Source organism: Streptomyces sp. NPDC051018 (genome assembly GCF_044456085.1).
In the GTDB taxonomy this organism is placed as follows: domain Bacteria; phylum Actinomycetota; class Actinomycetes; order Streptomycetales; family Streptomycetaceae; genus Streptomyces.
Map to the genome: position 1 here is coordinate 19,325 of NZ_JBITFN010000040.1, position 7,885 is coordinate 27,209.

General features: G+C 72.8%; 4 protein-coding genes and 1 pseudogene. 1 reads left to right on the forward strand and 4 read right to left on the reverse strand.

Going from position 1 to position 7,885, the window contains the following annotated elements; translation table 11 throughout:
• Positions 1 to 7 precede the first annotated feature (7 nt).
• The 4 genes from ACIBCM_RS34980 to ACIBCM_RS34995 form a co-directional block, all read right to left on the reverse strand.
• Entirely contained in the window at positions 8 to 2,380 is a 2,373-nt protein-coding gene (locus tag ACIBCM_RS34980) for a phage tail sheath C-terminal domain-containing protein (protein ID WP_399250458.1), read from the reverse strand.
• An 11-nt stretch (positions 2,381 to 2,391) separates the two neighbouring features.
• Complete coding sequence (locus tag ACIBCM_RS34985) at positions 2,392 to 4,227, reverse strand: hypothetical protein (RefSeq protein ID WP_399250460.1); 1,836 nt, start codon at positions 4,225 to 4,227, stop codon at positions 2,392 to 2,394.
• Between the two features lie 25 nt (positions 4,228 to 4,252).
• Complete coding sequence (locus tag ACIBCM_RS34990; protein ID WP_399250462.1) at positions 4,253 to 5,512, reverse strand: hypothetical protein; 1,260 nt, start codon at positions 5,510 to 5,512, stop codon at positions 4,253 to 4,255.
• A 361-nt stretch (positions 5,513 to 5,873) separates the two neighbouring features.
• Complete coding sequence (locus ACIBCM_RS34995) at positions 5,874 to 7,379, reverse strand: sialidase family protein (RefSeq protein WP_399250464.1); 1,506 nt, start codon at positions 7,377 to 7,379, stop codon at positions 5,874 to 5,876.
• A 267-nt stretch (positions 7,380 to 7,646) separates the two neighbouring features.
• Here ACIBCM_RS34995 and ACIBCM_RS35000 point away from each other — a divergent pair.
• Positions 7,647 to 7,885, forward strand: a pseudogene (locus ACIBCM_RS35000) (serine/threonine protein kinase); the annotation flags it as partial.

The window sequence follows — 7,885 nt, forward strand, 5'->3', positions numbered from 1 at the left end:
ACTTCCCTCAGGTCTCCGCCGTCGCGGAGCCGCTGTCCTGCTGGCCGACGACGATCAGAATCGTCTCGGCGGGCTTTACCGGATAGAAGAGAACCTCCACCTTGAAGTTCCCGGTGTTCACCTCCGACGGCGGATTGTTCTCCGCATCGCATTTCACGCTGAAGGACTGCTCCGCGGGGTCGGACCCGAAAGCGCCCTGGCGCCACAGTCCGAGCAGGAAAGGCGTCACCACGGTGAGCCGCACGCTCCGGCGCAGTTCCTCCGAGTGCGGTTCCTGGGCCACCCAGCGCAGTCCGTCCCGCAGCGAGGACTTCACATAGTTGAAAAGGCGCCGGACATTGACGTAGAGCCACCGGGTGTCGGTACTCAGGGTCCGCGAGGCATCGACGATCACACCGGAACCCGGAACGGCCCGGACGCCGTTGACGCTTCCGTTCCGCACCAGGTCGGTGTGGTCGGCGTCGGTCATGTCGTACTCCGTACCGAGCGCGGAGGCCAGCATCGCCTCGTCCCCGGCAGGTGCCTTCCACACCCCGCGTGCGGCGGCGACGCGGGCGTACATCCCGAGGATGTGCCCGACGGGCGGGACCAGCAGGAGCGGGTCCTTTCCGTCGCGGTCCACCGGATTGACGATGTTGATCCAGGGGGCGTACATCGCTCCGTAGACCTTCCGGCCCCGGAAGGGCGCCGCGTAGGTCTTGGCCCCCTCCAGATCCCGCCCCGGGGGCGGCGAGCCGACGAACATCGCGTCACCGCGCCGCTCGACGTAGCCGAGGGCCGCGTTCACCACCCCGGGTGAGGTGGAATCGGGGCATGCCAGCAGCTGGATGTCGACGGTGTCGAAGGCGAACAGGCCGGTGCGCCGGACCGGGTCGCCGATGAAGGCGAGATCGCCGGGCGGATCTCCGTCGTCGCCGCGTGTGGTGCTGCCGACCTGGTACGTTCCGGCCTCCGGCATGTCGTCGACGGGCCCGCCGGCACTGTCCTGGTCGGTGACGGTGATGAACCGGGATCCCGAGCGCTGGTCGTTGATCACGGTGCCGGCGGACCAGGGCAGCGCGTTCTGCATGGACAGGGAGGTAAAGCGCTCCACCTCCAGTTCACCGTCGAGGACCGCGAGGTCGAACTCCGCCGAGCGGAACCGGGCCGCCTGGGTGGGCAGCTGAGCGGCCAGTCCACCGCTCCAGGTGACGTACCGCCCGTTCTCGAAGACGCCTTCGAGGGTCCGGGTCTCCCGGGTCCCCTTCACCGGCACGGCGCCGGTCAGCCCGAGGGCGGAGCCGGCGTCGGTCGGGTTGCCGGGCGCGAGGGCGATGGTGGAGCCGGGGCCGTAAGTGTCCGACCTCAGCACCAGGCGCCTGCGGGCGTCCAGGACCGCGGAGAAGCCGCGGGCCTGGCGGTTGACCGCCACGACCACCTCCTCGGGGGTGACCTTCCCGAGCCCGCCCGCGAAGTCGCCGGCGACGAACTTCACATCGACCGCGGTCGCCGCCCCGTCGACGGTGACCTTGACGACGGCGTCGGCGGCGATGGTCGTCCCGATGTCCTTGGTGCCGGTCACCAGGCCCCGGCTCTCCAGGAGTACGGCGGACCCGACGGCCAGTCCGGCGACGGACGACAGTGCCGCGAGCGTGCTCTGCGCGGCGATCGAGGCACCGCTGTCGTTGTTGGGGCTCTTGAAGCCCAGTGCCTCGGCCGCGCTGCCCGCCACGGCGAGCCTCGACCGGATCCCGGACTCGGAACTCACCAGCAGCAGGGACCCGTCGGGGGCGGCGACCGAGCGGAAGGCGGTGGTGTGCCGGGCCACGACGGCGGACACCTCCGCCGCGGACGCCGCCTGGATCGCGGTGAAGTCCTTCGCCGCGAAGGTGATCGTGACGGCCTCGCCGTTGGCGTCGACCTGGACGCTCTGCCCGGCCGACAGGGCGAACGGCCCGGTCTTGTTGCCCCGCAGCTGCGCCGGCAGGGCCGGGGTGGCCCGTGGATGATGGTCGATCCGCACCGACAGCCGGTTTCCCCAGCTCCCGAAGTCCTCCCGGCCCCGGTTGCCCGCGCGCACCTCCAGGGTGTTCGCGTTCGTGGAGTCCGGGAGCATCACCCGGGCGGCCTTGCCCTTGACCCCGTCCACGATCCGTACGGCGTACGCCTCGGTCCCGCCGTTGTCGAAGAAGCCCCGGACCGCGTGGGAACCGAAGATTCCCGGGGCGACCCCGCCGAAGTTCGCGGCGAAGTCGTTCATGCCCCGCAGCGGCACCGGGACGTTCGCCACACCCCGTTCGGCCCGCAGCAGGAAGCCGGCCACCGAGACGGGCGCCGCGGCGATCGACGGCGAAGCCCGTCCGTCGACCTCGACGACGTTCACTCCGATGTTCAAAGCCATCTCTGGTCCCCTTACGCCTCGGCGGCCGAGCCGCCGCTGGGCTGCTGGCCGACGACGATGGTGACGGTCTCGGCCGGCCGGACCGGGTAGAAGTAGACCTCCAGGCGGAAGTTGCCCAGGTCGACCTCGGGGGCGGGATTGTTCTCCGCGTCGCATTTGACGCTGAAGACCTGGTCCGGCGGATCGGCCCCGAACGCACCCCGGCGCCACAGCCCGGTCAGAAACGGTGTCACCACATTGAGCCGCACCGATCGCCGGAGCGCTTCCGTGTGGGGTTCCTGCCGTACGAAGCGCAGGCCGTCCCGGAGCGAGACCTTGACGTAGTTGAACAGCAGCCGGACGTTGACGAACCACCAGCGGGTGTCCGTGGACAGCGTCCGGGAGGCGGCCACCACGATGCCCGCGGCCCGTTCCGGACGTACCCCGTTGACCAGACCCTCGCGCACCAGATGGGTGTGCTGGGTGTCGGTGAACCGCGCGGCCGTGTCGAGTACGCCCCTCAACTGCGCCGATGTGCCGGCCGGGGCCTTCCAGATGCCCCGTTCGCGGTCGGTCCTGGCGTACACCCCCATCACATGGCCGTCCGCCGGTACGAACCGGGTGGCGGCCGCTCCGGTCGCCGACGCGTCGGCGACCTGGACCCAGGGTGCGTACAGCGCGCCGTACACCTTGGCCGCGTGGAAGTCCGAGGCGTAGGTCACGACATCGTCGAGGTAGTCGCTCTCCAGCTGGCTGTAGTCGGCCGGTGCCCGCGGGACGGTGACTCCGGCGCGTGCGCCGCGGTCGGGGGCCGAGCCGACGAAAGTGACGTCTCCGCGCAGCGCGCAGTAGTCCAGGGCCGCGCGGACCACGATGGGGCGGTCGTCCTCCGGCAGTGTGTGGGCGTCGGGCACGGCGAGCAGTTGGACCTCGGCGGTGTCCAGGGCGTGCAGTCCTGAGCGGTCCGCGGCCTCGCCCGTGTAGTCGTCGGCGCCGGGGGCGTTCTCCGCTCCCGCATCGCTGAGGGCGCGTCCGGTGACCGGAGCCGGATACCGCAGTCCGGCTCCGGCGGTTCCCGCCGAGAGGTCGGTCAGCGTCAGATAGCGGGAGCCGCTGAGGGGATGGTTGATCCGGGTGGCCGCGTGATCGGGCGAGCCGGGCTCCAGGCTCAGCCCCGTCCAGACCTCGACCTGGGTGAAGCCTTCGGCGGGGTCCGCGCGGTAGTTCACCGTGAGCCGGAACTCGGGGGTGTTCACCGTGGTGGCCGCCTCGGTCATGGCGGCGGTGACGGGTGTGGTCCAGGTGACGGAACGGGCCGAGGGGTTCACCCCGGTGAGCCGGCGGTACTCATGGGTGTCGCCGGAGGTGAACCGGAGGACCGAACCCGCCGTGATCCCGTCGGTGGTCTGGAGTGTGGCCGTGGTCGCGTTGGCCGCGGTGTCGGACGCGAGCGTGGTGCTGATCCCCGGATCGTCCGCGACGTCGACGCTCAGCCGGCCGCCCCACTCGCCGGGGTCGCCCTCGCCCCGGTAGCCCGCCGCTGCCCTGAGGACGGCCTCGGGCGCCGACTGGCGGTCCAAGAACGCCCGCGAGGCAGGTGTGCTGCCGGCGCCGGTCACCCGGGAGACATAGGCGGTCGTCCCGCCGTTGAGGAAGAACCCGTCCAGCGCGTAGCCGAGGAGCCCCTCCTCGCGCATGCGTCCGAACCGGTCCCGGAACTGCGCGGGGCTCGTGAGGCGTACGGGCCGGTTGACGGGGCCGCGCTCGGCCGGACCGACGAAGGCGGCGACGGACGTCGGCGCTCCGGCGATCACCGGGCTCGCGGTGCCGTCGGTCTCGACGACGTTCACTCCTACGTTGGGGGTCACGGCGCACCGTCCCCTCGCTGTCGCTTCATGGCCTCGGTGCCATCCCTTCGTCGTCCCCCGCTGTGTCCGGACGGCCGGCCCGGACTTCGGTGCGCCGCACCCAGGGCAGTGCCTCGCGCGGACCGGTCTGCATGTGGGAACCCACCCGGAGATGCACCCGCACCGGCACGGGCTCTTGTTCCTCCCGGTCCTCCCGGCAGGGCTCAGGGGGCATCCAGACGGGCGCGGGGGCGTCGTTGATCCACAGCGGGCGGTCGGTGTTCAGCCGGGTCAGCACCTCGTTGTGCACCCAGGTCCGCTGACCGGGGCCCTGACCGACCGCGGTGATCCGGTAGTCGGCGGTGTAGGCGCGGGCGGGCGGACGGACCGTGCAGAGGGTGAGCGGTCCCCGGGGCCGGAAGCTGTCGCGCTGGGTGACGTACCCGGTCCGCTCCGGGTCCTCCCGCACATCGGTGCTGGACACCTCCACCCGGGGTGTCGCCGTGTCCGGGAGCGCGGCGCCGTCCTCCAAGCCGACCGGCACCACCACGGACACGGACGAGTCACCTGCCGGGAAGGTGCCGCGGACGGTTGAGGAGACCGCGAGGGACAGCCGGGTGCGGTCGGCCCCGGGGTCCTGCTCCACCCGGTCGACATCGTGTTCCTCGTCACCGGACGGGCTGCCCCGCAGGAGGATCCGGTTTCCGGGTGCGAAACCCGGCGTGTACGCCGTCTGTACCGCCGAGTCGCCGGGGGCGGCCCCGGTGCTCAGGGGCACCCCGGTGAGGCCGGGCGGGCTCATCCCCGACAGCGCGTCGGCCAGCGCCTGTTCGACGTCCTTCAGCATCTCCTCGCGTACCGCTCGCAGCCGGTACAGCTCCACCGCGAAGGGAACGCCCCCGACGGTCTCCAGCCGGAACCGTACGATCCGCGCCCTGCGGTCCGTCCCGATGCCGATGGGGCACTGCTCCCAGGCGTCCGCGGCGTTGACGGGGATGAACCAGCGGTGTTCCTCCCCCGGGGCGTCGTCGGCGTCCGCGTAGGACAGGGTGAGATAGAAGGGCCGGGTCCGTGTTCCGTCGGCCGCGGTGTCCGACCGGACCCACAGTCCCAGCTCGTCCCAGCCGGTGAGGTCGAGCGGGTCCTCGGGTACGAACTCCGCCGCCGCGGGCGGACCGCCCTCGTAGCGCAGCCGGTTGACGGTGATCTGCCTGCCGAAGAGGTTCCCGCCGCCGACGGACACGTCCAGGGCGGGGTCGGTGGAGGTCCAGGGCGATGTGGTGTCGTGGATGAGCAGCGTGGTCATCGGCTGCTCAGTCCCTCGGGTACGCGCGACACGCGAACCGGGGCCGCCGTCCGGTGCGGGCGACCGCTGACACCGGTAACCTGCCGGTCCGCTCCATCGCCCGCCTCCTCTCACTCGCCTCGGGGGACCACACCGCCGGACACGGTGATCGGTGTTGTGGCCCGGATCACACATTCCCCGGCGGGTGGCGGCCCGTAACGGTGACAGGCGTCCGCTGATCCAGCTGGCGCACCACATTCACTCCCCGCGGACGCCGGATCGGCGGGGCCTGGCGGGTGCGCGCCCACGGCGGTCACGGCGGCCGGGTGACGGCATGTCAACCGTGGGCGCCCGGCCGGCCGCCGGGGGGCCGGTCCGCGCTTCACGGCCCCGGGCTTCCCTCCGGAGGCGATGGCGCGGGCACCCGGACCGCGATCACACGGGGCGGTCCCGACGGCCCCGGCCGCGCGTGCAGTTCGAGTGCGGTCTCCCCCAGGGCGGTCAGCCCCTGGTAGTCCCCGAGGAAGTGGCCGCGGGGGCCCACGTCGGACAGATAAGGCGCCTCGCGCATATCGAAGGACCTCCCCGTCAGCCGCGTCTCCCCGGCGGAGGCGCAGGCGTCGGCGGCCGGGCGGCAGCGGATGAGCCACCGGTCGGTGAGCAGGGCGGGCCGGGAGTCGTTCCGGCGGAAGTCCGCGTACGAGACGAGGAGGGTTCCCCCGCGGGTGACCTCGGCCGACGGGGCGAACGCCTGCTGATCACCGGCGGGCAGGCTGCCGGGGGTTCTGTTGACCTTCCTCGGCGTGCTCCACGTCCGGCCGCCGTCGGCGGAGGACGACAGGGCGATCGCGGCGGCTCCGCCGGGGAACCGGGTGTCCTGCCATACGACATGGAGCCGGCCGCTCACCGGGTCGGCGGCGAGATCGCCGAGCAGCGCGCTGCCACTGGCCACCGGCACACCGGGATCCTGCGGATCGGTGACGCGGGCCTGGTTCATCCGGGCGACGGTGACCGGAGGGGACCAGGTGCGGCCCCGGTCCCCCGACCGCATCGCCATGAGCCGGGCGACCGGCGGGCCGTCCGCCGCCATGTCGACCAGGGTGAACACATCGACCAGGGCTCCGTCCCGCAGCACCGCGAGCTGATGGCCGGTGGTGAGCCGCCCCGGCCCCGGATCGTAGATCTCCCGCGCCCGCCAACCGCGCCCGCCGTCCCGGCTGGATGCCACGACGACCGCCCCGCCGAACGTCCGGCCCTCGGCCGACGGCTCGACGATCCGCGGCACCACCGCGTACACACGCCGCGGATCCCCGGGGTCGGCCGCGATCGCCCCGCCGACGAACGCGCCCCGGGCGGGATCCTCCTCGGTCACCACCCGGACCGGCCGGCTCCAGGTCCGGCCGCCGTCGGACGACCGCGCGGTGACGAGACCGCTCCCGCCGGTCCCGGGCTGGTCGAAGACATGCGCGGACAGATGCAGCACGCCGTCCGGTGCGTACGACAGCCAGGCGTCGTCCGCGTAACCGAACCGGCCGCCCCCGCACCCGCCGATCCCGGGGACCACCGTGCGCCGCCAGCTCCGCCCGCCGTCGTCGGTCACGCCCACCACCAGGCCCCGGAAACGGTCCTGCGTCCACACCGCGGCGGCCCGCCCCGGCCGGGCCGGATCCGCCACCGTGTACGGCTCCACCGCGCCCGCGGGCAGGAGGGAGTCCAGCGGCCCCGCCGGGCAGCCGGTGAACGGACTCGGCCCCGACACCACCGCCGCGTTGTGCCCGGCTTCCCCTCCCCTCGCGGGCGGCCCCGCCGCCGTCAGTGCCCCGACCACCGCCGCGAGCGCGACGGCTCGCCACCGGGTCCTTCCGTACACCACTCCAGGAATGCGCATGCCGCCGATCCTCGGCGGCGAACGGTGAAGGCGCGTCCTACGGAGGGAGACAACGGCCCTGCTCCACCGGGAGGAGGCACCGGCCGGGCCGCGCACCGCCGAAGAACGGAGGGTCGGGAAACACACTCCGCCCGGCCGCCCGGTGCGCCGCTCCCGTCTCCCCGCGCCTCCGCGCGGAGATGCCGGCCCTGCCACGAGTGTCACGGGTCTGCACCCGCTCACCCGCCTCCGTAGCGTCCTCGGCCCAAGGCTGGCCAGGATGTCGCCATGACAAACCATCAGGGGCGAGCGGATGAACCGACCAGTTATGGCCTCAGGCCGCCGGACGCACCGGTGCCGACCACCGGGAACCCACCGTCCCCGGGCCCGACCGCTCCCGGTGCCGGGGCGCCCGGCCCGGAGTCGGGGCGTTTGGTGGGTGGGCGTTATCGGTTGGTGGGGCGGTTGGGTCATGGGGGTATGGGGACGGTGTGGCGGGCGCGGGATGAGGTGGTGGACCGGGATGT